We start from the raw sequence: 23963 nt of genomic DNA on the forward strand, positions 1-23963 counted from the left end.
CAATTATACGGACTCAACTTTTTTTTGCATCCATACATAACACATTACTTTGGATTTTCGCCGCAGGATGCAATGGGAGGTGGATCTTGAAGTTGACTGACAGTAACAACTGTTGCTCATAAAGAACTTCCCCTCTATTTCGCCTACCACTATGCGATGTTCTAGTTAGGGTGTTATCCTATTGTTAATCATCGGAATGGGGGTGGACTTATTGAAAATAAAAGTTATTGTCGCGGATGACAACTCCCTTATACGTGAGGGGATGAAAATCATTTTATCCACGTTTGAGGAGTTTGAGGTTCTTGCGACGGTTATGGATGGACAGGAAGCCGTCAAGTATTGTGAGCAATATACTGTAGATGTCGCTTTGCTTGATGTGCGTATGCCTAACATGAATGGGCTGGAAGCAACTAAGCTTATCAGGGAACGCACTTCTGCTAAGTGTTTAATATTGACCACTTTTGATGACGACACCTTCATTGAGGATGCATTAAAATACGGTGCCAGCGGATATTTGCTGAAAAATAACGATCCTGAAAAAATACGCGATGCGATAAGAACAGTGTACAACGGCCACCATGTGTTGCAAGATACGGTTTTGGATAAGATGAGATCCGGATTTAGCCTTAGTCCGAGATATGAAGATGGGGCGAAAAATGCGGGATACAGCTTTGACACTAGCCCGTTCACCGAGAGAGAACTGAAGATTATGGCTTTGATCGCGAAAGGTTTGACTAACAGAGAAATTGCAGAAAAGCTGTTTATATCTGAAGGGACGGTTGCCAACCACGTTACTTCGATATTGGGCAAGACCGGCTTCGCGCATCGTACCCAAATCGCGATTTATTATTTGACCGGGGAAGGTAAGTAGATGAAGCATAACCAGTTGGAATTGTGGATCATCAGCCTCAAAGTCATGATGCTGCTCTATGCGGTCGTTTCATACTTTATGTCCGGTGCTGTTGTATCACCATGGATGACGTTGTTTATCCTGATCTATGTAAGCTTGAATATTTCCTTTCATTTGATCGGAAGATACCTGAAGCTCGTCATGATAGCATGCTCCATCGCTGTTCTGGTTGTTTTCCATTATGCTCTGTATCCGCTTTTGGTTGTGCTTATTCCTGTTAATTTGTATGAGTTGGCCGCACAGCTGTTTCGAAATCATTGGCTCAGAGCGGCTATTGTGTTCATCCCGCTTGTCGTCCTGCCCAATGAATGGCTGCTGGACTACGGATTGTTTGCCGCACTGGGGTTTGTGTTTTTGACGATGCTAAACATTTACGAAAGCAAGGTGCAGTATTTATCTGATGAAACGGACCGGATGAGAAACGATATACATCAGCTAACGGTGCGGTTGGCGCAAAATGAAGAATTTATGAGGCAAGCGGAGCATGCTTATAAACTGGAGGAACGCAACCGACTGTCGCAGGAGGTTCATGATCAAATCGGCCACTCCATGACAGGAGCCTTGATTCAAATGGAGGCAGCAAAGCGGCTGATGGATAACGATCCTGCAAAAACGGCCGAATTGCTGCAGAATGCCATCCATATCTCCAAAGAAGGCATTGAGCGCATTCGTCTCGTGCTCAAAAATATGAAGCCGCTGACGGAACAGCTTGGATTGCGCCGCATGAAACGGCTTACCGAGCAATTTTCCGCAACGCAACCGATTCGAATATTCTTGACGCATGAAGGCAATCTCGATAGGATTGCCCCGATTCACTGGAAGATCTTCGAGGAGAACATGATGGAATCGTTAACAAATACGATGAAATATGCACAGGCCAGCGTCGTGACAGTCCATATTCAGGTGTTGAATACGATGATTAAATGTATGGTCTCCGATAACGGCAATGGAGAAAGGCAAGTAATCAAAGGAATGGGTATCATCGGGATGGAAGAGAGGGCTTCCACCATCGGAGGGACGGTTATTGTCGACGGTTCAGGCGGCTTTTCGGTAACAACGCTGATCCCTTATAAAAAATGTGAAGAATCTCATGGGGAAGGATGAACTTGTGCACTGGTACAGGTGCATCCTTTTTTATATGATAACCCTATCATGGAGGGGAGGATGCTCAGATGAATGTGCTTGAGATTGAGAAATTAACGAAAAAGTTCGGTGATTTTATCGCCGTAGACCATATTTCCCTTTCCGTAAAGGAGGGAGAAATTTTCGGCTTTCTTGGTCCGAACGGAGCCGGAAAAAGCACAACGATTCATATGATCGTCTCGCTGCTGACCGTTACGGATGGGAAGATCAAGCTACTTGGAAAGGATATCGCCAAGCACCGTAAATTTGCCAAGGCGAACATTGGCGTTGTACCTCAAGAACTGGCTATATATGAGAACATGAGCGCCTATGACAATGTAGCTTTTTTTGCCGGGTTGTATGGATTAAGAGGAGATAAATTGAAGAAGAGTGTGGCAAAGGCGCTGGACTTTGTCGGACTCACGGACAAACAGCATGTTTATCCGGAAAAATTTTCAGGGGGTATGAAGAGGAGACTGAATATTGCTTGTGCCATCGCCCATCAGCCTCAATTGATCATCATGGATGAACCGACTGCGGGGATCGACCCACAAACGAGAAACTATATTTTGCAATCCGTCAAAAAGTTGAATGAAGCGGGCTGCACGATTATTTATACAAGCCACTACATGGATGAAGTAGAGGAAATTTGTTCACACATCGCCATTATCGATCATGGGAAAATCATCGTGGAAGGGACCAAAGAACAGCTCAAGAGCATTATTGCAGAGCAAACTCAAATTGAAATCGAGGTTCGATCTGCGGAACACTTTCGCGCAGAAAAATTGCAAGGCATTGTGGGCGTGAATACCGCCCATATGACAGATGACAAAGTCATTATAAGTACGGCTGCGGAAGTGAACAACATGAATGACATTATTCGCATGTTGATCAGTGAAAATGTGAAAATTGTTTCTATAAAGACGATGCGGCCTAGTCTGGAAACGGTCTTTCTGACGCTGACAGGCCGAAGTTTGCGTGAATAAACATGAAAACTGGAAGTTAAGGAGGTGCAGCCGTTGAACGTTTTACGAATCGCACTGAAAGAGCTGAAGACGTTTCGTGATCCGAAAATGTTGGTATTTATGCTGGCGACTCCCCTTTTGCTTATGTTCATTTTGGGGACGGTGCTCAGCAATGCCTTTAACAGTAGTGCTGAGATTAATGAAATAAGGTTGCTTACTCAGCTTGAAACCGGTGATAGTATGCTTCAGGAATCTTGGGAGTCGTTTGTTCGAGTAGCGGAGCAGTCCGGGTTCTTTTTTGAACAAGCGGGGAGGGGCTATGAAGCAGCCGTACAGGATGTACAGAACGGTCGCTACACGGGGTATGTGACGATTTCTGGCGACGGGATAGAATACTATGGCAACGATCGCAGCGAACTTGAAAATAGTATGGTTAAAGGAATGCTTACCGCATTTGCTATGGGATACAATCTCGAAACCGTGATCACAGGAAGGGAAAGAGTGGACGATACAGCGGCGCAAAGCATAGACAATGTAATCAATCATGTAGAGGAGGTTTCCATACATGCCGACAGGCAGCCGGGTGCAATGGACTATTATGCGATCACCATGACAACATTAATCATCCTTTTTAGTGCTTTGACGGCCGGGCAGCTAATGGAGAGCGAACGGAAGCGAAATACAGCGCTGCGGTTGCTGGCAGCACCTGTTACAAGACTGCAAATTTTTATCGGTAAAATTGCCGGAACGTTTTTCTTGAACGCCATGTTTGTTATCCTTATTGTTTTTTTTAGCTCGATGATGTTCGAAGCCTATTGGGGCGAGCGACTTGCTTTGGTATTTGCTGTCTTGTTCTCGCAAATTGTGTTTGCTCTCTCGCTCGGCATCGGGATGGGTTATTTGCTTCAAGGCAGCGCATCTGGAGTGGTGCTTATGATCATCGTTCAGCTGGAAGCTTTTTTCGGCGGCGCTTATTTTGCCATTCAAGATGCTGGTGGCTTTCTGGGGGTGTTGGCGAATATGTCTCCGCTTGGCTGGACGAATCAAGGTATCTTCCAAGCCATATACACAGAAGCGAGTTCTGCCGCCACTCAGGCTATGCTGTTTAATATTTGCGGCGCCGCATTGTTATTAATTGCGACGACATATTTACTGCGCAGGCGGGAGGGGCTGTAAATTGAAACAAACGATTTGGCTTGTACGAAAAACCTTGATAACGACATTTAAAAATTATCGAAATTGGGTTGTTTATTTGCTGTTGCCCGTCATCGGTATTGTACTTGCCTCTCTAATGTTTGCAAATTCGTCTACCAGTGCATTGTACATTGGGATCGTCAATCAAGATGGCGAGCAAAGTCTTACGAAAGATGCGATCTCTTTCGTAGACAATTTGGATAATGTATCTACAGAAATCATCAGCGAGTCGGAAATGAACGAACGCCTTGTGGCGGGAGAACTGGATGCCGTATTCATTTTTCCAGACGGATTTGCCTCGACTTTGAGCAGCGGAAATCCTCAGAACGTTCGAATCGTATCGATCCAAGGACAAGCGGTCACGTCATATGTCAAGTCGTATTTCAACATGTGGATCGCCAGAATTGCGGCTATAGGTGACGTGGCGCAAGGCGAGGAGGATTTCAGGGTGCTGTACGAACAATATAACGAAAGTGATTTTCAGTTGTCTACTGTTCAAATTGAAGATCAATCCGTATCAAACAGCATGTCTAAACAGTCGATTGGTTATCTGCTTATTTTGATGATGTTTTCCGCGGTCAGTTTATCTGGAATAATGATCAAGGAAAAAGAAAACCGAACTTATCAGCGACTGTTGTGCGCGCCTGTGACGGGCAATATGTATACAGCATCCAATATGATTGTAAACATGCTGGTCATGATGCTCCAAATTGGAGTTACATTGCTAGTTATGATGGTCTTTTTTCAAATGAGCCCGGGCATATCGGCTTGGCTGCTGTTTATCGTTTTGATGTTTTTTGCCCTGGTAGCGGTCAGCTTGTCTCTCATGATCGTTGCACTTGCGGACAATTCGATGAAGGCCAACGCCTGGCAGACCTTGATCATTATTCCGACTAGTCTTTTGGCCGGATGCATGTTCCCGGTAGAGGTCATGCCGACTTACATGCAAAGTATCGCAGAATTTTTGCCGCAATATTGGCTGCTTGAAACGATTGGTCAACTGCAGGAGGGCAGTATGCTCAGTGACGTCTTGTTGAATCTTGTTATTTTGCTGGCCTTCGCATTGATGTTCTTTCTGATTGCCGCATATAAGTTTAGCAGAAGTCGGGAATTAAAAACATTTTACTGAGCTTTCTGTTCTGTCATGCGCTCATCGGCTAAAAATGTGCATTCATGGGCGACATAATAAAACCAGGCAGCCCTTTTGGACAAGAAGGGCTGCCTTTAATGATCTACTTTATTATAACGCTAACTCTTCTTTAAATTTAAGTAGTAGTCTCTTGTACTTTTATCAAACTTCTCGATTGCATACCTTAAGGTGGTTCTGGGCATGGTGCGAGCGTGCTTATTCAGGAAAGACTTCAGCTTTTCTTCGTCTTTTTTGCCGGCTTCACGAATAAAACTGCCAACTGCCTTGTTAATTAATTCTTCCGGATCGTTTACCAGTATTTCAGCGATGGCAAAGGTGTCCTCGGTGTTTCCTTGTTTGATAAAGCTATACGTACTTACCATAGCTGTTCTTCGTTCCCAAATATCAGAGGAGTGTGCCATTTCGTACAGTTTATCCTTCGGTTTATCCAGCAAATAGTTTCCGACTACAGATGGCGCGGCACGATCAACAAAGTCCCAGTTGTTGATTCGATCATGTCTCCTTATATACAGTTCGTACAGTGCCTGTCTTTGATCGTCGGAGATTTTCTTGGACTTGGCCTGAAAATCCATAATGCTCACGGCGCCCATTCTCACTTCATAATAATCACTTTCCAGAAGCTGTTCGACTTCGGTTAAAGGCATATCCGTAAATTGCTTAGCAATTTGGAATACCGTGCGCATGTTGAGACCTAAGCACTTTGTGTTTTCATCGGAACCTTTAAAAAACTTTTTCATTTTTTCGATTTCCGCTTCATTTTGATGTTGCTGCAACTCTTGTATAAAACGTTCAGCGGTAGGATTGGTCATATTTTCAAAACTCCTTTCCATTGACAGGATAATAGTATGCCATATTGACGATTCCTATATTTCTTGTAGATTGCTACAATCTTTAAGAAATCCTCAAGCACGACTGATATTCACATTGTAGATCATTCAGCTTTTCCGGTAAGCTGCGTCGGCTTTCCATTGCGGAGAACCTCCACATCAAGAGGAACGTAGACCTCGAATCGTGCATCACAATTTGCTAGACCAAAACAAGTGGCTTTCAAGTTCAACGTATTGTCGACCAAGCTCCAGTCTGCGTCAACCGAGCCGTTTTTAACGTGTAGTTTTCTCACTACCTTCACATTTTCACGTTCTTCGGCAAAAAGATCGGTTGGAATACTATTCTGTATCACGTTTAATGTAGTTCCGTCAAATTCAAATTCTTTTTCTTCAGGTTCAGCTTCCAAATATGATGCACATGACACTAAAACGATTATACCGACGAGAAAGAATAGCCATTTTCCAGCCTTGATCAAAAAATCCCCTCCATTTGCAATTTCAATGAGGAAGAGTATATAGTAGCTATAATCTTTTGTCAAATTACGGATCAGTTCATAAATTTCTTCTTCATTGACATACTTCAGATAGACGGATGCAAACGGGTCGTCGACGCGGACTTGCATACGTGTCATATTATCGAAAATCGTTAAGTTATGTTTCAGAATAGGCAGATTATAAATGCTGACAGCGGGCCGTTAACTGCTGCTTGATTTGTTCAGGCTGTTCGGTTTCCACAACGATACGCTGGTATAAAGACGAAGGAGCTAATTCGAGAATTACGACTGAATGTCGTTTCGAGTAGGCCATAAAGGTGCGTTTTCCGTTATGGAGAAAGCGTCCAGTCCGATAAAAGGGCAGAGATACCCCTCCAGTTGGCAATGCCGTGACGCGCTCTTGGAATGGTCCTGTCTGCACGGACATAATCGCGGAATAAGGAATTGTCAATTTGCGCTTGAAACCTGTAATGGCTGCTAACCCGGAAAACGACAAGACGACTTCAGCAGCGTCAAAATGAAATTGAGTATTCATCGTTATTCTCCTTTACTTGGTGGTTTTTGAGGTTGCGGAATCATCATCGAAGCAAAAAGTCGCGTTTTTCGCTCAGAAGTTGGCTTATTCGCCGCAACCTTGTCCAGCAGCTCATTGATGGTTGCAACGAAGGACGCAAATTCTTCATCCGTCATATGGAGCGGTGCATTCCAGTAGCCGAATCCGTCTGCCGCGTACTGCTTAACCGGTGTTTTGCTCAGATAAGCGGTTGCCTGTTGCAGCAGATTGGTATGGAAGACGGAGAAGTACCGCAGATGGTCCTCTTGAGAAGCGGAGTATGCTTCACTTTCTGAAATGGACAAATTTTCTTGTACGGCAGCATAGACGCGTTCTTCTTGTCCATGTATTTTGTTGACTTGGACAACTTCAATCAAGTTGGATTCCAGCATCAGCTTCATATGGCGGTATAAGGTTGCTTGCGGCACATCCCCAAGTGCTTCCACCAATTGCATAATGGTTTGAGGTTTTCCCGCAAGCAGCTGTTGAATGATTCGCATCCGTACAGGATGAAGCAGTAAATCGGTTTTTTTCACAAGTATCACCTCGTATTTGTATAGGTTGCTGAAAGTGCAACGATAAGGATTGCTTGACTATCTATTATTATTTTATATAATGATAATAGCATGATTGAGATAAGATTGCAAATGAAGCTCGTTGGAACGGGATGAACGAACAACAAATGAAAGTAGGGTTGAGTATGGCATCAGAACAAAAATCAAAGTTGTTTAAGAAGCGATGGCCGAAAGTAGTGCTGATTATCGTGTTGGTGCTTGTAGTGTCAGGAATCGCGGGTTCCAATTACCAAGATCGAAGCAAGCAGGCGGAAGCCACCCGATATCCGCCATTGGGCACAATGGTTGAGGTCGAAGAGAAACAGATGCATGTGTACGCACAAGGTGAAGGAGATATGACCATTGTGTTGGCTTCGGGGCATGGCACGGAAAATCCATATGTGGATTTCTACCCGTTGCATGAGAAACTCTCGGAGCAGGCCAGGGTGGTAGTTTATGATCGCTTTGGTTATGGCTGGAGTGATCAAACATCGGTTCCAAGGGATATTGATATCATTACGCAAGAATTGCACACCTTATTGCATGAGAGCGGGGAGAAGGGCCCTTATCTTTTTGTCGCACATTCCATTGCATCTCTGGAAACTATTCGCTTTGCCCAGATACATCCGGAAGAAGTTGCGGGTATTGTTCTGCTTGATGCTGGCAATCCAACATTTTACGAGACCTATGAGACACCTTCGAAAGCAGCTCAAAAGATCATGCAAACGTTGAAAAACACCGGCGTGCTGCGTATGCTATCCCATATTGATTCCGTTACCGATACCTTGCTTCAGCCAGAAGAAGGATATGGGCAACATATTCCTGAGTCGCTCAAGAAATTGCAGCTTGCGATGTTCTTGAAAAATTTTTCGAATGACACAGTCATTGACGAAATGCTGCATCTGCAGTCTAATGCTAAAAAAGTAATCGAGGCCGGTCATCTTGGGGATCTTCCGCTAATTTGGTTCACATCGGGAATCAATCAGCAAGCGATCCAGGGGTGGTCGGAGTCTCAGGAAGCGTTGGCGGAATGGTCTACAAACAGCAAACAAATAATATTAGATAGCGCGGGCCACTATGTGCATCACCATGAACCTGGACTTATCATCGAGGAAATTTCGAATCTGACAAAAGCTTTGCTTCAAAAATGAAAGGAGCAACTCGCGGTTAACAAGAGGGGCTGTGTTTGTCTGGCTATTCGACTGACCGACTGACAGGCGAGCTCTGCCTTTCGTAGAACGCACCTGCGTGGAAATGGATGGAGGAATTCGAATGGAGAGGCAACAACCCGGATTAGTAACTGCATGGGTTTGATTACAGAATTACTATCTAGCTATCTCACCTGCAAAAACTCGCTTAACGAGTGTTTGCAACGAGTAAAATCGCGATGCTACGCAAAAAAAGCGAAGGTGCAACCGGAAAATGGCAAGGTTGCAACCTCTGATAGATAGATAAATAGTGGCTGTCGGTTTACGATAAGGGTGAGGTGAAGAGAATGGAATTTTATCAAAAACTAAAAAAGCTGAGGGCACAAAAAGGATGGTCCCAAGAGGAATTTGCTGAAAAGCTACAAGTCTCCAGACAAGCAATTAGTAAATGGGAGAACGGTCAAGGATTTCCGGAAACAGAAAAACTGGTGAAAATGAGCAGGCTATTCCAGGTTTCGCTCGATTACCTGTTAAAGGATGAAGATCAGTCCATTGGAGAACACGGAACGACTGAGGAAGGCTATTATGCCAGTCAGGAAGTTGTGGAAGCCTATCTTTTAAGTAAGAAGCAGGGTGCCAAAAAAATCGCCGCCGGAGTGGCTATTCTTATAGCCTCAATCTTATTGCCTATGTATTTTCAAGAAGCGTTTAGCTATGTGTTGTTTATGATGGTCGTTGCTGTTGGAGTGGCTATCTTGGTGTGGCAAGGCTTTAGCGTAAAAGCGTACAAGGAACTTGAAACACAACCATTAGTTTTTGATGATTCGTTTATTAAAGATTTTAGACAGAAAAACTTGGTCAATCGTAAAAGGTATGGAATATTAATCGTCACCGGAATTGTGATCATTATATTAAGTTTTGGGATCCCTTTTTTGACTAACGACACTGGTCAGGCTGATAGAGATCCCCTCTTAGTGCTAATGCCGCTGGCATGGGCATCTGCTGTGTACTTGTTCATTATTGCAGGGTCGGCATTGGAGGGCGAACGATTGGTTACCAACAATGAAGAATATGTAAAGGAATATGAGAAAGATGAGGAATCGAGCAAACATGGCTGGATTCATGCGGTAATTTGGCCCTTGGCAGCTGTTGTTTTTCTGGCGATCGGTTTTATTTGGAATGCTTGGCATCCTGGGTGGTTGGTGTTTCTGGTTGCCGCCGTTTTTACAATCGCTTATACTGCATGGAAAAGTAGTAAAGATTGAAAAGGAAGATGGCAGTCCATTCTGACATCTTCCTCCACGATTCAAGGAACTTTCCAAGCATGCTTTTTTGAAAATACTAATACTCATATTTGTATCAATCTGATTTTGAATAACGCAACGTATATTCTTTCAAAAATAGTCTATATATCCGACTGTTTACTACAGAATCAAATAGGTCGTGAGAGTTATCTCCGAAAAGAATGTCGTTTCTTATCATTTGAAGCAAGTAGGAGTGTAAACTTTCAGGTACAAATAATCCTATTACATGTACAGGCAGGTCTTTGCATCGCTCTATAGCCCGATAAAACATCGGCAATTCGTAAGGCATAGCCGAGCCGCAAAGTATACGAATATCTGCTTGTATAAAGGATTCTTGTACCCTAGGATCACCCAAAACTCCACAATCCGTCACAATAAAGTTATAATCGCGATCAAACTCAGGGGTTAAATAAAAATTAGCCCCCTCAATTACATAAGAGTTCCCCGATTTCTCCGGCTCGAACAGATGGATAATGTGAGCCAAATGCTTGCTCGTATTGGCTTCTAAATAACAGGCATTCCCTCCATGGGCTTGAATCCAAAAAACTAAATTCATTGCCGTTGTCGTAACGCCTACCCGTCGATCGCTACCAGCTATGGCAATTCGAATGTTCTTACAGTCAAAAATATATTTCTCTTCATCAGGTTGATTTGTTTCCGACGTTGCCTCTACTGGTTCAAAGGAAACAGAATGAGTATAACGCTGCATCCCTTGCTCCGAAAAACAATCTTGTATTTCTAATAACATCGTCTCAATACTTTTTGAAGTTACTACATTCGTGATTCCAGCCCGGATCAGTTGTTGAAGAAAAGGGCTACTCTCCGGCAGCCCTTCGGCAATGACAATGATTCGAATTTCATACATCGTTTGAAACGATAACAGAGCTTGAAGCATTTCCTCATCAGATTCCATTACGGCTTTCCGATCAATCGTTACGTATCGAACGTGACTAAAATGCCGCATGTCTTTCACCACAAAGGATAGAAGCGAGAATTGTCCGGTCAGCTTTTTTACCGGCAATTCTTGCTCCGTCTCTAATTGATCCAGTAAATTCACATTCGTATTGCTGGTCAGATACAGAATCATGGTCATCCTTCTTTCATAAACAATAGGATTGATCCTACAATTACGATGACAATATAAATGAAAAGCTCGATGAGTTGCTTCTTTTTATTCATCATTCATCGTCCTCCTGCGGCTCCCATATAAGCAAACTTGTACTCGGGAATCTCGAAGTGAACGTGCATTCGTTTGGAGCCGATCATAAGCAGAGCGTGTTCGCGCTTTTTACTGGCGAGAAGCTCCTCTTCAGCTTCAGTTAAGTTGTACAGTTCCCGAGTTTCTTTGAGGTTTTGTCCATCGGTTCCCATCAGGATTTTGATGCAAGGAATATCGAGCAGCGCTTGACCGTACATCTTCACTTCAGGAGCCAGAAAATCCACGACGCTGTGAGAGATAATGGCCAAACTCGCTTCATATTTCCGTGCTCGCTTCTCGACGTTCCGAAGAAAAACTAGACTTTGCGGAACGTTCGGGTCGATCATGAGATAGGATTCATCACAGATTAGCAGTACCCGTTCATTCCGATCCTGCGACATCTGCTCCCAGCACCAGGATAGCAAATTGAAGTATTGCGTTCTCTTGATGTTATCGGACGTATTTTGAAGCGAATGCGTATCCAGACAAATGCAGCGGCTGCGGGTTTGAATGGTGCTGTGGCTATTCCATAAAAAAGAATCCCCGCCGTGTGCAATATCGTGCAACAGCAGGGATAATTCTTTATAGATGTCATCCTGTGTCGCTTGTTCCTTGGCAGAGATAAGGTTGTGGAGATCAGAAAACGTTGGAAAGTCCACGGAATTCAGTTTAGTGATGTCGGTGGTCCATGTGATTTGAAATTGATGATATAGCTCGATTAAACATTGCTTGAGAACGGCTTTTTGCATCATTGTAAGGTCAGGGATGTAAAGATTAAAAAATATCTCCAAATTTTTGAGATGCAAGGCCATATCCGACATGCCGTTTCCTTCATCCTTATAGAGCGGATGCTCCTCGTCATCATCGTCACGAGGAGCTGGGCGAATTTGCAACGGATTGATCTTTCCGCCTGCGCCGCCGCCGGCATTGATCCAATCGCCGTTTAAGCGCAGAGTTAGCTCTTTGTACTCGGATTCGGGGTCCACGAAAATGATTTTGGTTCCTTTCATGTACTCGCTAAGCGCAATATGTTTAACCGCCGTCGATTTGCCCACACCGGCTATGCCCATCACCACGATGTTGGAATTCGTTCGATCCCCGCCGCGCCGCCATAGATCAACAATAATCAGTCCGCCGCTGGCGTCCTTGGCTAGGTAATAGCCGGTTCCATCATTGAAGCCACTGCTGGCAAACGGAAAACCACCCACGAAGGTACTCATCGGCATGATTTTGTTCAATACATTTTCGATTGGCTCCTGAGCAGGATATAAAGGCGACAAATGGGTGTAGCTTTCTTTCTGAAGATGAGCAAGCGTGCGAATTTTACAGCGCATCATGCTGAATGTGTTTTCAACGCGGCGACAAGCTCGGTTGAATAGCGTTTCTTCATGGGCAAACGGCATGACGACCATGTTCATGAGTCCTACCGTTTCGCCGTTTTGGTCAATTTGCAGCATGATTTGCTCGCCGTCCGCTGCCGCTTTTTCTGCCCGCTGGCGGGTAAGCGGGTCTTTGGCGCTGTCGGCCAGACTGCGGTTTTGGGTAATGGACTTGGAAATAGCATTGATTAAGGCGCTGTTGTCAATCGGCTGAAAACCGATGGCGACCATCGTAGCAGGCAGATTGGTGAGAGGGGAGAGCCAGCCAATGTCCACTTTTTGCGGGTATTGGATGACGCCATACATTTTAGCTGCCTCTTCTCCGACGGTAAGGCCCGCACGTGAAAAACCAAGGCCCATTGGTGTAATGGCGTTCAACAGAGATGCATTAGAGGATACGTTAGCATTGCGTGACATAAGAAGTGCCAACTCCTTTCATGAAATGATCCAAAACGGTCCGCCCGCCCCAGCGTTTTGTCGGGCTTCAGTTAGGATGATATTGAAATCCCAAGACTGCTCGCTCCTTTTCTTGCTAGCCGGGTCAGCGACTAAAATGTGCCCATCTTCCGTAACGCCGCGCAGAACAATGAAATGGCCGGATGAAGTGAAATGCCCTTTGGCCATAATGGCGATAACGAGCTTACCGGCACCCAGAGCATCGACGATGGTCTGCTTATCCTTAACGGTCGCACCAGTTACCTGTAAACCAAAATGTTTGGCTCCGTCTGGAATCAAGCTGTGGTAGCTGCCGGTGCCTTCTGCCAAATAGCCATTGTCATAGGCCCACTTGGACATGGTGACCGGATCAACCGTTTGACCGGTTAGCGTGGAGACCACAATGGAAAGAGAAGTCGGGCCACAACCTGCAACACCAATCGTATCGTTTGGGCCGTAAGGCTTGTCTGCCCATCGGATATCTAGTTGGTTAAAGTACACGACTTCTCGGCCGCCGTCCTGGAATACGACACCTTCGTATTGCTGGCCATTGCTTTCCTTGTAACCCTCTTCATCTGCTTGCAACAATTGCGTGTATCCGTAATCGGAGCGTAAATCTTCAACAATTGGAGCTTCATTGGGAGTGAGCCAGATTTTGAGGGATTCAATCGGTGAAGTTAACAGTTGTAAAATCATGGCGACGAGAAGCAAAAGCGCGACAATAGGAACGGCGATTAGAAGGAGGAGACGTTTGCGCGCTTCTTCGTCAGCAGCCAATTTGGCGGCAAGTTGCGCTAGTAACTTAGCCGTTGATGGGTCCATGCGTTATCCCTCCCTGAAAAATAAAAATGGGATGGCTTCCTCTGGGTCATCTTGATCGAGGTGACTGTAAGCCGGATTGTTCACCAAATTGCATAGTCGAACAATCTCTTGCTGCTTAAGAAGTTGAGCCTGCACTCCGGCATCTTCAAAATGCTGGACAAGTCGTTTAGCCTTGTCCAATAAGTTGCGTTCATCGCCCTGTTCTTGTCGTTGCCAGAGCGTCAAATAAAATTGCCGCTCAACCACTTCACCGGATAGAGACAACGTGTTCATCTCCATCAATTCTTGTCGCAGCAGTTCTTTTTGTGTAGCATCGGCGGAGGGGAGCAAGGAGGAAAGATCGGTAATTAAGGGGGAAATATCGACCGGTCGGCTGACAGCCAGAAATTTAAAGGGGAATCGAATAGAAGAAAGCTCGGCGGTTAGCTTTCGGATAAGAAGCCGCTTTTCTGCGAGGCTTAACAGGTCAAGGCTGATTGGAAAGAGGCGAAGGTAAGACAGTACCCAGCCGTCCAATGTAAACAGGAAATGTCCTTGAATATCTTGAACGTTGACGAATTGTTGCGCCGTTTGATCAGCCGCATCACTCGTCGCTTGCGATCGTCGCTTGCTGGTTCGGAGGAAAAATAGAACTGCTCCTCCGCCTATGAGGCAGAAGAGCAGGATGAGGATCGGCAGCAGCATGGAAGCAGCACCATCCTTTCATTATTTTAGTGGCGCGATATGCCAATCGGAGAACAAGTTATCAGATATTGTGATTGAACTTTGAAGTTGTAACGTGAGCATCCCGTCTGGTGTCCAAGCATCCAATACACGCGTAATCGGGGTATAGGGACCATCGGGGTACCAGATGGGCGTGAAGTGTACCCGACTTTGGTAGGTGGAGAAGACATTCGGCATTAACCAGAGGTTGGCGTTCAATCCATTCGTTTTCAGGTCATGCAGTCGCCAATACGTTTGATAGTTAAATTCGGGGAAATAAGATACGGCATTTTGCGCTCCAGTCATGTGGCTGCTGGGCGCATTAGAAGACACGGCAGTAGATACATCCATTTCAATGCCGTATCCGGATTTGATGCGGTCGGAAGCTGTATTAGGAGACTTGGTATCAGGAGTAACGGATTGTGTGGCCGAAAGCGAGGCGTTATAGCCTGTCCAGGTGTAATCCCACCATCCTTGATCTTCCCAGTGCCCAAAGTCCACCCAATAACCGCTATCCGGTCCGGCGCTAATCCATTGCCACTTTGGAATCCAAACCCAATAGGCGTGCCAGCGAGCAGACCATATGCCCCAGGAAGCGGTGGTTTTGGCTGTATAGCTAAGGATAGAGGGCTCTTGAAAGCTATCATTTCGGTCCGTTGCCTTCGGATCGGGAGGTATATTCTGATTAAGATCGACAATGGAGGCGGTGATGGGAGAAGCGCTTAATGAGCCCTTTGAGGAGCTTACCTGAATGGAAATCGTCTGGGGTTGGCTTGGTGTGCGCCATTTAACCCAAACCAGTTGACTGTCTCCCTCTGGAATAACAATATTACTGACGGTGTAGCTGCTGCCCATGATATGGAAAGTAACGCTGGCCGGGGACTCTGGAGTGATCGGGGCGGAAGTGGAGAGACGTGCGGATGTAATAACTTCGGTATTGGTGCGATACTGCACGCTTGTTTGACTTGGTGGCGGGGGTGTAGGTGGCGCACCGTTAAAACGGACAATGCCAAGTCCCAGGGAAGTGATAATTTGGTCGTTGCTTACCCTGCTGCTACGTGAGCCGCTCCACGCGGGGAAATCAAGATCGGGATTTTCCAGAAACATGGACAAAGGCAGATTTTGATGGGTGAGGCTCACCATTTTGGAACGTAGACCCCCACTAAGGATTTGATCGTATAAAGCCGCTTCATGAGCCGTCATCGCCATGAATCCGCCTGAAAGGTAAGATAGGCAATGGGCTCCAGCAGTAGCTTATAATTTCCGTTGGTCAACGTATCGTAATCCATGCCGGTATCGTTGGCCACCATTTTGACTGCACCTTCGGACGTGAAATATCTTTTGATGACCTCAATGTTGGTTATGGTATCACCAGAGCTGATAATGCGTGGCATTGGGGTTGCGGGGATTTTATAAGCGTAGCCTCCCACCTTTACCGTAAGAAGTGTGCCGCTACGATATTGGAGTTTGCTGACTTTCCCAAAATGAATTAAACCGGAGGAAGGTGTTTTGTTTGTATAATCTAAAGGGTTTGAGACAGGCTTTTCATCTATTTCTCGAACTATCGTTATTCTTACTCCGTCATAACCGGGGGTCCATTTATTTTGCGATGTTCCCGATCCCATGTCTCCTCCGCCATTATCAATATTCCCGTCACCGTTTGCATAGATTGAGGAACTAACGGAAGACACAATTATGAATAAAGAAAGTACTGAAATGAGGAAACGTTTCATTCTGATCTCCTCCCAAAGCAAAAAGGTACAGGCGATTACCTGTACCTCAGCTCAATGTAATATTTTAATCCATCGTACCTACTTGCTTATTCCAATCTCCATCTGAACTGCTTTGACTGCCTTGATTTTCACCAGAGTCTTCGACCCAACCGAAACCTGGAACAAAGACTTTGCCACTGCTATTTTTGTCGCCCGCATTCGGCTCATTTTGCGGCTTGTTCGGCTGGGTTTCTTTCTCCTCATAAGTCGGAGGAGTATCAGGAGCCTGTGGTTGCTCCGTTTCTACGGGCTTAGGCTTTGGCGGCTCTGTCGGTTTTGGTGTCGGAACCGGTTCGGTAAGAGGTACTTCGACTTCCTTAACTTCTTTCTCCGGTTGAAGCACAGGCGATTCCGAAATGCTTGAACCCGCATCTTGTGTTACTTCGGGAACGTCGGGAACCGTGATAGGTTTAGAATTAGAAAGTTGAGCGTCAGAAGATGGATCGGGTGTAACATCCGGTATCGTAACAGCGGCAGAAGGATTGGGAGATGGAGAAACGTTCTGGTTGGTTTCAACCTTGGCAGATTTACCGCCGCCATCATTGTTGAACGCCCATAAACCCATTGCTCCTAAAAGAATGATGCAGCCCGTCCATACCCATATTTTGCGTTTCAAGATGAATCAACTCCTTTTCATTTGAATGAATAGAAAAAGGAATGGTTATCCCTATTATACTGTATAAATCTGTAAATTCCAATTAAAACGGTGATCTTGTTCGTTACGTATGATTTTTGGACTTTCAGAAACGTGGTCGATACACGGCCTGAACCGTCAGGTTTGCTTGCATGGGAGGCAGATGCCCCCAGCCAAATGATAGTGGCACGGTGAGGTGGATCTGAGCTTCAGCGGTAAACTGTTGCATGGAATAGGGGGACGTGGGAGCAAACGGTGTATTGATGACATTTACTTTTAGTTGGGAAATGCTATATTCGATGTGCTCTGAGGACTTCCTTACATAGCTGCTCTCTTCCTGAACGAGTCCTAAATCCCGGCTGATGCGGTTGTAGATGTCACCTGTCGTCCATGATTCTTGCCACTGATTGCTGGAGCGGGTATACCCTCCCGAATAACTTTGGCGCAAGCCATTGTAGACCAAGCTATAGTTCTCTGTCGCCACGGCTATGATGGCGCTTTGTGTGGCGTCCCGTACTTCGGCTGCAATAATAGACAGCCGAAAGTATTCAAAGATGCAGCAGGACAGCAGCAGAATAGCCAGTACGATCGTTATCGCAAGTGGATACCCGCTGCCAGAACGGTTTTTCCAAAGTCGCATCATTTCCAATACACCTCGGACTTTCCTTTAGCAGAAGCAGAAAGCTCGATGGGAAACGAGCCAAAGCCTCCGAATAAACCGATATCTACCGTCATGTGCAGCGAGACCGACACTTCCTCATTGATTTGAATTTGGCCTGTTTTGCTCCACGAAATGGTGGGGTGCAGCCCGGTTTGTTCCTGCAATTCATTGGCCCGCTGTGTAGTTTCCGAGCCGACTCTGCCGGAAATCTCTGCTTCCCTCACCAGTTCATTCGCGAACGTATTCAGCTTTTGCTGGGCCATGAACACCGGAAAGACTTGAATGGCAAGTCCGACGCAGAGCATGGCCGCCAGCACAATGACGGCGACATCGACATAGCCTTCGCCTCGCCGGGAGCAGATCGCTCGATTCAGCATAGAAAGCCTCCTTTCTTAAATGGACTAGAACAACTTGCCGATCGCCTTCATGATCTCCATGCCGATAATGACCATGTAGGTAAGGATGTAACAGGCAAGCATGAGGAAGGAATATTTGCGGATTTTGCCGGGGCGTTTCATTGCAATCCGCTTGAGCTTCTGGATCTCGGCCAGTTTGAAATCGTGAGCCAACATCTCAAAATAGACAACGCCTTGGTCGCCGCGCAAGACGGCCAGCAAGCCGCGCACCATGTCAGAGAGCATGGGGCTGCCGATTCGGGTTTCTAGTCGGAGCAGCGCGGTTTCCAAATTGCCGCTTTTCATATCGGCAATCGTCATTTGAAGTTCATGCTGCAAACTCTCTCCGGCATGGCTGGCATACGTCTCCAGTATCCGCAGGACATCGCGGGATGCCTTCAATTCTTGGGCTACGGTTGCGACAAAACGGGGGAGCTCCGTTTCAATTTGTTCTCGCTTTTTTCGCACCACTTCGTCGGCAGAGCGATAGTCCTTAAAAAAGAGAGCGATTGCCAAAAAAATCAATAGGGGAGAAAGCAGAGGCAGCAAGGGAAGCAGCGCCATTCCTGCACCCAAGATTAGACCTGCTTTTACAATCGCTTGCGAGAGAAACACTTCGGGTGTGAGGGAGATGCCCGCGGAACGGAGCGTAGCCGCCGTCTTACGTTTGTAATAGTCGCTGAGTGGCAAGCGTTCTGCCAGCAAGGCGGAGAGACGAAAGAGCAGCACGTGCAGGGAGGATGGTTTCCCGTTACCAGTTTTGGCTACCTCCAGAATCGCTCTTGTGCTGGCACGGGTGGAGACATGCATTAGATCAGCCAACAAAAAATAGGCACCGGCTGCAAAAGACAAACCGAAACCAAAAAGAAGTCCCGTCATAAATCAGGTGACACCTCCTTTACCGTTCCCATTCGTCATCGATTTCGTCTGACGAATGCAGTGTTTCGTATGGATAGTCGCTTTGTTCCATCACTGGAAGGGAGATGGACTCGTAGTTGGCAGTCCTTTCTGCAACGCTCGGCAATTTGCCCATTTCAGCCATGGACAGGTAGCCGTTGCCTGCAATGATGATGTGATCAAGTACTTGGATGTTTAATGGGTTGAAAATATCAACCATCCGTCGTGTTAACTGTACGTCTTCAGGAGAAGGGGAGAGCGTGCCGCCTGGATGATTATGGGCAAATATTAAAGAGGAGCAGTCGCAATTCAATGCGGGCTTCAAGATATCACGGGGGTAAACAGGCGCTTGGTCGATGCTTCCTTCCGAAATCGTTCGGGTCTCGATGATGCGATTACTGTTATTCAAGAAGGCAACCATGAACCGTTCCCGGTCCCGAACGCCTTCGAGCAGCGTAGAAAAATAGTCGCCTGCTTGTTGTGGCGAGCGAATACACTGTCTGGCGTTTTCTTCCTCCCACTTGACTACGCGATAGGCCCGAAGGAATGCATTGAGCTGTTCGATCTTTTGAAATTGCGCAACAGTCGGTTCCAAAACACGAGGATGTTCCAGCACGTTTATCAGGTTGTTTACCTTGCCGTATTCCTCCAGCTTGTCTAGCGGGATGCGAGTCAATTTGTGAATAGATTGGACAAAATCAGAAAAATACTTCTCATTCGTGTGGAGGTAACCCATAATCGTTTTCCTCCCCGAGTTCGGTATCATCCCTTTGTGACATGCGATCAATCAACAATTGAAGCGCTCGAAGCTTCTCCAAGCTTTCCGTTGATAAGGGCATTCCCTCATCTAACCGTTGGAAAAGGCTGACCACGCCGTACCGAGCAAGCAGTTTTTCCAAACGGGCACATTCATTCTCATCCGCTTCAATCAACTCTCCCAGCAAGGCAGCGACGTCTTTGTTGTTCATAAAGGTATCCTCCTATCTTCGATAATCAAGCGGGCGTGTCAATCGAATGACCGCACCCAAAGAAATCAGTATAGCTAGCCCACATAACGCCAGCACCATGTGGCCCGGCGTCGTTTGCGTCAAGGCGCGATACCAGTCCCGATTCAAAAAGTATAGCAACGGGATATTGCCAATCAGCAGGAGCGCCATCGTCAAAAACTCTTTTAGCGGCTCATATAACGCCGAATCCAGTTCAGCCGAAACGACGCGCATATCCGATAGCTTGGCGACAATGGGCATCAGTGTCGTTTTCAATGTACGATCCTCCTGACAAGCCATCAATGCGTCGCACCATTCCTGAAATACGCTGTTATGGATGCGGCCTCGCAGCTCGGTGAGTGCCAGAGGCAAATTCGTATGAATGAGTTTGGATTCAGCCAAAAACGCCTGAAACACATCGGATACGGGCGGATTCAAATAGGGCAAATTCTCCTCCACTGCCGATAGGATATTTTCGCTGCGCAGATACGATGTTGTAATAACGGACAATGCGGTTTCCAATTCGGCATGCAACCGTTTTTTATAAAACGTTGCACTAAACAGCACGAGCCAAAAAGGAGACATCGCCAGCCCGCCTGCAAAGACCGGCAGAAGCCAAACATTATTCAGCATTAAAGCAAGCAGCGCACCGCCTATTGCCAGCAGCAGGGAAAGAGTAAAAAGAAAGCCTATGCGTTGCTCATGACCCGATTGCTGTAAAATAGCGGTCACTTCGGCAATTGTGGCCCGCCATCCTTTCAGCTTCTTTGGGCGCTGGATGCGGCGCATTTGCTCAGCTATCGACGGATTGCGCGTTTGCCCTCGCTGCAAGCGTTCTATCCACGCTTCGATCAGCAGCAGAGGGGACAATCGGAGCAGCAGCAGGCTTCCTGCGGATAAGCCGACAAAGGCAAGCAGGAGCAAAACTATCATGTGCTATCGCCCCCTTTTTGTAATCGTTGCAGCAGGGACAAGGGGAGACCGTTTTCCAATAGACGTTTCTGTAATCCGGGAGAGATGTCGTTCACTTTTTCATAGTCGCCTTCAATGCGAATCTGTCCGCCGACTTCCCGAGTGGATCGGACTGCGAATCGATACAAAGGAACCACTTCACGCGTTCCATCCAGTTGAATGCGGCATTCCGTGATCTCCATGATGCGTCGAACATTATCCTCCAGCTTTTTGACAAAAAGGACAATCGGGAACGCTTCGGTGACCAAATTGAAAAGCGTTCTGTCATTCATTTCATACTTTTGCGTACAAAGCGTGACCATCCGATAATAGGTAGCAAGGCATGAATTGGCGTGGGTCGTAGTGATCACCGTATGACCGGTACGAGCCGCTTCCTGAGCGGCAAACGCCTCGGCGGATTTCATTTCTCCAACACAGATCACATCAGGGTTGGCTGTGAGTGCAAACTCAAGTAATTTTTCCTGATCAATGTTTTGACGCGCATCTTCACTGGAACGAGTCACGGTATGCACCACATTATTCAGGACGTTCCCTGTTTCGTCTGTCATCACGAGGTCAAACTCGCGCGTCCCGTTTTCAATCGTGAAAATACGTTTGTCGAAAGGAATGGTGGACAGAAGCCAACTCATTAGCGTCGTTTTGCCGCTGCCCGTCGCTCCGGTCACACAGATCGAAAGGCCGTATCGCAAACATTGGCTGAGAAAGTCCAGCATCTCACCGGTTGCTGTGCCGCTACGGATAAAATCCTCCCGCGCCAGCTTTAGCGGATTGACGATCCGAATGGAAGCGGCAATCCCCTTGTCCTTATCCGTCACAGGTGCGCCGAATACGGTAATGCGGATATTGTTAGCAAGGTGGCCGCGCACAATCGGTTGCGAGTAATCCAGAATCATGCCGGACTGGTGGAGTAAACGCCGAATCACATTGACCGCATGTTCGGGGGAAGAGAACTGTTCATCGGCAGGCAGGATAGAGCCGTTCGTGTAGCTGATTTTCACGTCGTTATAGCCGTTAATGTTGATCTCTTCCACGTCACTTGCAAACAAGTAGCGGGTCAAAAACGAATACTCCACCATTTCTGCGTACAGCCGGTCGATCAGTTCATCCAAGGAAAGACTAGAGACATGCAGACGATGATCGGTCAAGTATTGACTAATGTACGCGATTATCTGCTGTTTTTGCTCTGCCGGATGCCTGCTAAGCAACGTCGCGTATTTGCTAGAAAGGTAGGCTTGTACCTCCTTCAGTACTTCGTTAAAGGGCTTGGATTGGCTGGAGAAATAAAGTGCGGTTTGGTTCATTTTCGACCACCTCGCCAGCTCCAAAGCTGCCCTTTGAACCAACGTACGATAGATGCCTTGTTCGCAGCCGATACGGATCGCTGATGTGGCTTCTGCGTGTCCTCGGAGACGATCAACCCCATCATGTGGGAGATGCCTTCCTGATAGGCAGTGGCATCCTTGCCGGACGGAAGCGAGTCCATTAATCTTGCTTCGAGGGCTTGCTGTTCCAGCTCAGCGACGTGTGGCAGGAGGAAGCGGATACCTCCGACAACTTGGCTGTACGTCCGACTGTCTTGTCCGGGTTTGACATTGGACAGAATCGGAATCGTTTCCGCGTGTTTAAACCGGGCATCGGACAACAGCGGCAAATAGGAAGCGTAAAACATCATGCTTTTCAGGTCGCAGGTATGAAACCGGAACACCGTATCGGCCAATTCCAGCGCCACGGTAGAGAGCAAGTAGGCGGACACATAGCTGGCGCAATCCACCAGCACGACATCGGCGGTATGTCTGGCCAGTGTCAATAAGTCAACGGCTCGTTCACGGCTGTAGTCGGCATAGGAAAATAAATGATCGCCTTTTTTGTAGCCCAGAAATGCGAGATGGGGTGATCCTTTTAATGCGAGAGAATAGCGAAGCAGGTCTTCTTGGGCAAGTGCGGGCAGACTGAGCAGTTCGCCAAGTGATTGTTGCTCACTTACCTGCTGAGGTACGATCGAGGCAACGGAAGGGCAGAGGGCATCGCTAAAAATGACGAGTACATTTTTACGGCGAGCGGCAAGGGCTTGAGCCAGCTTGACGGTGGCAATCGTTTTGCCGCTAAACGGACTGCCCCACATGACAATCAGCGGTTTGTTATTCATGCGCAGCTTCCTCCGGTTTCTCCTTGGAAGTGAAATAGGCATCTTGTTGATCAAGGAATCGTTGCGCAGTTGCCGCATCTCCCCGATATACCAGTGCAGCATGGAGCTTTCCTTTGTTTTCGATATCGGTCAATAAAACGGCTTGCTGTGGCTGAACGAGCAGTGTAAGCGTGGAAGGCAGTTCCTTTTCGTTCTCGTCTTTTTGGTCGTTTGTTGTGGATTGGGCATCCAGACCGCTGCTAGTCGTTACCGACAATACTTCAACATACTGTAACTCCGGGGGCAGCGCGGTCGTACGAAGATCGCCGTAGTCGGCTGCGATCAAGCTGACAATATCACCAGGCTGCAGCTTACCTGACAGTCCTGCCGCGAGGCTTTTGATCGTAACAGACAGGGCCTGTTTCTGTCCGTCCAGACGGGTCAGATAAGCGTCGAGGGGAACTGTCGACAGCTTGGAGGGGAGCACATAGTCGCCAGCTTTCAGGTCAACAGTGGCATACTGCCCCACTACATCATCACTTGATTTCAGTACGTCAGCGGGCAAGTTGTAGGCTCCGACATTGGCATTTTCTACGTGGGTTGTGGCAATGGCCTCTCCCCTAGCCACATCTTGGACAATGCGTACAATGGCGACTTGTTCACTGGCGCTCCGGTTCAGCAGCGGTGCAATGCCGAGGCAAAGGACGAGGGAGAGGATAATGCAGCTTGCCCCCAACACGGTACGGTTTTTTATCCAATTCATA

Annotated in this window: 26 protein-coding genes and 1 pseudogene; 7 read left to right on the top strand and 20 right to left on the bottom strand. The window is 46.8% G+C overall.

What is annotated here, in order from left to right; genetic code table 11:
- The first annotated feature begins 196 nt into the window (after positions 1-196).
- From XYCOK13_RS05675 to XYCOK13_RS05695, 5 genes are all read left to right on the top strand, one after another.
- Positions 197-871 carry a response regulator transcription factor gene (locus XYCOK13_RS05675; protein ID WP_095398227.1) on the top strand — a complete coding sequence of 225 codons (675 nt, stop codon included), beginning with the start codon at positions 197-199 and terminating at the stop codon, positions 869-871.
- Positions 872-2014: a sensor histidine kinase gene (locus XYCOK13_RS05680; RefSeq protein WP_213410927.1), complete on the top strand. Its 1143-nt coding sequence runs from the start codon at positions 872-874 to the stop codon at positions 2012-2014.
- A gap of 68 nt (positions 2015-2082) precedes the next feature.
- Positions 2083-3018, top strand: coding sequence for an ABC transporter ATP-binding protein (locus XYCOK13_RS05685; protein ID WP_095398205.1), 936 nt, complete (start codon positions 2083-2085; stop codon positions 3016-3018).
- A gap of 24 nt (positions 3019-3042) precedes the next feature.
- A complete protein-coding gene (locus XYCOK13_RS05690) occupies positions 3043-4173 on the top strand; it encodes an ABC transporter permease (protein WP_244865018.1) in 1131 nt (376 codons plus the stop codon).
- Between the two features lies 1 nt (position 4174).
- Positions 4175-5320 carry an ABC transporter permease gene (locus XYCOK13_RS05695; protein WP_095398203.1) on the top strand — a complete coding sequence of 382 codons (1146 nt, stop codon included), beginning with the start codon at positions 4175-4177 and terminating at the stop codon, positions 5318-5320.
- A 119-nt stretch (positions 5321-5439) separates the two neighbouring features.
- Here the strand turns inward: XYCOK13_RS05695 and XYCOK13_RS05700 are convergent, their stop codons facing one another.
- From XYCOK13_RS05700 to XYCOK13_RS05715, 4 genes are all read right to left on the bottom strand, one after another.
- Positions 5440-6150 carry a DNA alkylation repair protein gene (locus XYCOK13_RS05700; RefSeq protein WP_095398202.1) on the bottom strand — a complete coding sequence of 237 codons (711 nt, stop codon included), beginning with the start codon at positions 6148-6150 and terminating at the stop codon, positions 5440-5442.
- 122 nt (positions 6151-6272) lie between these two features.
- A complete protein-coding gene (locus XYCOK13_RS05705; protein WP_155618010.1) occupies positions 6273-6800 on the bottom strand; it encodes a hypothetical protein in 528 nt (175 codons plus the stop codon).
- Between the two features lie 40 nt (positions 6801-6840).
- Positions 6841-7197: a PH domain-containing protein gene (locus tag XYCOK13_RS05710; RefSeq protein ID WP_095398200.1), complete on the bottom strand. Its 357-nt coding sequence runs from the start codon at positions 7195-7197 to the stop codon at positions 6841-6843.
- Positions 7198-7199: 2 nt separating this feature from the next.
- The gene (locus XYCOK13_RS05715; RefSeq protein WP_095398199.1) at positions 7200-7751 is read right to left on the bottom strand and encodes a helix-turn-helix domain-containing protein; all 552 of its coding nucleotides are present in this window, start codon (positions 7749-7751) and stop codon (positions 7200-7202) included.
- A 146-nt stretch (positions 7752-7897) separates the two neighbouring features.
- Here XYCOK13_RS05715 and XYCOK13_RS05720 point away from each other — a divergent pair, with 146 nt between their 5' ends.
- A complete protein-coding gene (locus tag XYCOK13_RS05720; protein WP_213410928.1) occupies positions 7898-8920 on the top strand; it encodes an alpha/beta hydrolase in 1023 nt (340 codons plus the stop codon).
- A 344-nt stretch (positions 8921-9264) separates the two neighbouring features.
- Entirely contained in the window at positions 9265-10182 is a 918-nt protein-coding gene (locus XYCOK13_RS05725; RefSeq protein ID WP_095398197.1) for a helix-turn-helix domain-containing protein, read from the top strand.
- A 94-nt stretch (positions 10183-10276) separates the two neighbouring features.
- On the opposite strand, the gene XYCOK13_RS21815 is transcribed toward XYCOK13_RS05725, so the two are convergent.
- The 16 genes and pseudogenes from XYCOK13_RS21815 to cpaB all read right to left on the bottom strand — a co-directional run bounded on the left by XYCOK13_RS21815 (position 10277) and on the right by cpaB (position 23962).
- Positions 10277-11308 carry a hypothetical protein gene (locus XYCOK13_RS21815; protein ID WP_244865019.1) on the bottom strand — a complete coding sequence of 344 codons (1032 nt, stop codon included), beginning with the start codon at positions 11306-11308 and terminating at the stop codon, positions 10277-10279.
- 95 nt (positions 11309-11403) lie between these two features.
- Positions 11404-13215, bottom strand: coding sequence for a VirB4 family type IV secretion system protein (locus XYCOK13_RS05735; protein ID WP_213410929.1), 1812 nt, complete (start codon positions 13213-13215; stop codon positions 11404-11406).
- A gap of 18 nt (positions 13216-13233) precedes the next feature.
- Positions 13234-14055 carry a C39 family peptidase gene (locus tag XYCOK13_RS05740; RefSeq protein ID WP_176475533.1) on the bottom strand — a complete coding sequence of 274 codons (822 nt, stop codon included), beginning with the start codon at positions 14053-14055 and terminating at the stop codon, positions 13234-13236.
- Between the two features lie 3 nt (positions 14056-14058).
- The gene (locus XYCOK13_RS05745) at positions 14059-14739 is read right to left on the bottom strand and encodes a TraC-like domain-containing protein (protein WP_095398195.1); all 681 of its coding nucleotides are present in this window, start codon (positions 14737-14739) and stop codon (positions 14059-14061) included.
- A gap of 21 nt (positions 14740-14760) precedes the next feature.
- Positions 14761-15711 carry a DUF8195 domain-containing protein gene (locus XYCOK13_RS05750; protein ID WP_506016915.1) on the bottom strand — a complete coding sequence of 317 codons (951 nt, stop codon included), beginning with the start codon at positions 15709-15711 and terminating at the stop codon, positions 14761-14763.
- Between the two features lie 105 nt (positions 15712-15816).
- A pseudogene (locus XYCOK13_RS21820) lies at positions 15817-16490 on the bottom strand (DUF8193 domain-containing protein); the annotation flags it as partial.
- A gap of 64 nt (positions 16491-16554) precedes the next feature.
- A complete protein-coding gene (locus tag XYCOK13_RS05755; protein ID WP_213410930.1) occupies positions 16555-17145 on the bottom strand; it encodes a DUF6550 family protein in 591 nt (196 codons plus the stop codon).
- Positions 17146-17269: 124 nt separating this feature from the next.
- Entirely contained in the window at positions 17270-17806 is a 537-nt protein-coding gene (locus XYCOK13_RS05760; RefSeq protein WP_213410931.1) for a hypothetical protein, read from the bottom strand.
- The gene (locus XYCOK13_RS05765) at positions 17803-18201 is read right to left on the bottom strand and encodes a DUF4320 family protein (protein ID WP_244865022.1); all 399 of its coding nucleotides are present in this window, start codon (positions 18199-18201) and stop codon (positions 17803-17805) included. Before XYCOK13_RS05765 ends, XYCOK13_RS05760 begins: the two co-directional genes overlap by 4 nt.
- A gap of 24 nt (positions 18202-18225) precedes the next feature.
- Positions 18226-19098 carry a type II secretion system F family protein gene (locus tag XYCOK13_RS05770; RefSeq protein WP_213410932.1) on the bottom strand — a complete coding sequence of 291 codons (873 nt, stop codon included), beginning with the start codon at positions 19096-19098 and terminating at the stop codon, positions 18226-18228.
- Positions 19099-19117: 19 nt separating this feature from the next.
- The gene (locus XYCOK13_RS05775; protein ID WP_213410933.1) at positions 19118-19852 is read right to left on the bottom strand and encodes a JAB domain-containing protein; all 735 of its coding nucleotides are present in this window, start codon (positions 19850-19852) and stop codon (positions 19118-19120) included.
- Positions 19830-20084: a hypothetical protein gene (locus tag XYCOK13_RS05780; protein ID WP_213410934.1), complete on the bottom strand. Its 255-nt coding sequence runs from the start codon at positions 20082-20084 to the stop codon at positions 19830-19832. Before XYCOK13_RS05780 ends, XYCOK13_RS05775 begins: the two co-directional genes overlap by 23 nt.
- Positions 20085-20096: 12 nt before the next feature.
- A complete protein-coding gene (locus tag XYCOK13_RS05785; protein WP_213410935.1) occupies positions 20097-21035 on the bottom strand; it encodes a hypothetical protein in 939 nt (312 codons plus the stop codon).
- Positions 21032-22375, bottom strand: a complete 1344-nt coding sequence (locus XYCOK13_RS05790; RefSeq protein ID WP_213410936.1) for a CpaF/VirB11 family protein — start codon at positions 22373-22375, stop codon at positions 21032-21034. Before XYCOK13_RS05790 ends, XYCOK13_RS05785 begins: the two co-directional genes overlap by 4 nt.
- Complete coding sequence (locus tag XYCOK13_RS05795) at positions 22372-23220, bottom strand: hypothetical protein (protein WP_213410937.1); 849 nt, start codon at positions 23218-23220, stop codon at positions 22372-22374. The genes XYCOK13_RS05790 and XYCOK13_RS05795 overlap by 4 nt, the downstream gene beginning before the upstream one ends.
- Entirely contained in the window at positions 23213-23962 is a 750-nt protein-coding gene (gene cpaB, locus XYCOK13_RS05800; RefSeq protein ID WP_213410938.1) for a Flp pilus assembly protein CpaB, read from the bottom strand. Before cpaB ends, XYCOK13_RS05795 begins: the two co-directional genes overlap by 8 nt.
- Between the last annotated feature and the right edge of the window lies 1 nt (position 23963).

The sequence above is a fragment of the Xylanibacillus composti genome (assembly GCF_018403685.1).
Taxonomy (GTDB): domain Bacteria; phylum Bacillota; class Bacilli; order Paenibacillales; family K13; genus Xylanibacillus; species Xylanibacillus composti.